The organism is Hansschlegelia beijingensis (assembly GCF_045505405.1).
Classification (GTDB): domain Bacteria; phylum Pseudomonadota; class Alphaproteobacteria; order Rhizobiales; family Methylopilaceae; genus Methylopila; species Methylopila beijingensis_A.
Genome location: NZ_JBJKEX010000587.1, coordinates 1 through 1,040, shown reverse-complemented (window position 1 = coordinate 1,040; position 1,040 = coordinate 1). Strand labels below are relative to the sequence as shown.

General features: G+C 66.1%; 2 protein-coding genes. Both read right to left on the bottom strand.

The window, feature by feature from the left end:
• Positions 1-747: IS3 family transposase (locus ACIKT0_RS18910; RefSeq protein WP_407106840.1), on the bottom strand; the 747-nt coding region annotated here is incomplete at its 3' end.
• The coding region (locus ACIKT0_RS18905; protein WP_407106839.1) for a transposase at positions 696-1,040 on the bottom strand (345 nt) is incomplete at its 5' end. The genes ACIKT0_RS18905 and ACIKT0_RS18910, both read right to left, overlap by 52 nt.

Genomic DNA, 1,040 nt, shown 5'->3' with positions numbered 1-1,040 from the left:
GTCGATGAAGGTCGGAAGGCTCTCGGCGACGTCGGTGAAGGTCTCGTAAGCCATCGGATAGACTGCCTCCGCCTTGAGCGTCTTCATGAAGCTCTCCGCTTTGGCGTTGTCGTAAGGGTTGCCGCGTCGGCCCATCGAGCCGATCAGGCCATGAGCAACCAGCACTTCGCGGTAGGCTTGGCTGGCGTATTGTGAGCCGCGGTCTGAGTGATGGATGCAGCCCGCGTGCGGCCGCCGGCGCTCGACCGCCACCTCCAGCGCAGCTGTCGTCAGCCGGGCGTCGATCGAACGGCTGATGGCGTAACCAACGACGGTCCGCGACCAGGCGTCGAGTACGACCGCCACATAGACGAACCGGCCGACGACCGGAACGTAGGTGATGTCCGCGACCCAGAGCTGGTTCGGCCCGGTCAGAGCGACGTCCTTGGCGCGGTTCGGGAAGATCGGACCGTCATGGCGGCTGTCGGTGGTTGTGACGTAGCGGCGCCGGCGCCTCGGCTGGAGACCGTGCTCACGCATCAGCCGCCGAACCTTCTTGTGGTTCACGATCAACCCCTGCTGACGCAGGGCCGCCTGGACGCGCCGCCAGCCATAGGCTTCGAACGCATTGGAGATCGCCGTCATTGCTTCCACAAGGGCAGTGTCATCGAACGCGCGGCGGGGCGCGTCGTAGTAGGTCGACCGCGCGATCCCCATCAGCCGGCATCCCTCGGCGACGGAGAGGCCGTGGGGCCGGTGATCACGGATGTGGGCGCGCTTCTCGGCCGCGGTGCGCTTCGCAGAGCCCCTTTTAAAAACTCGAGCTCCAGCGCCTGCCGGCCGACAAGCCGCTCCAACGCGGCGATCCGCGCCTCATACTCCTGCATCCGGTCCGCGGCCTCGGCGTCCTCATCGAACGCGCCGGCTTCGAACTTCTGTACCCACAAGCGGATCAGATTGCGCGACAGGTCATGCCGCTTCGCAAGGCCGTGCAGGGTCTCCCCGGAGATGAACTCCTGCGCGACCTGGCGCTTGAACGCGATGCTGTGGGATCGATGGCG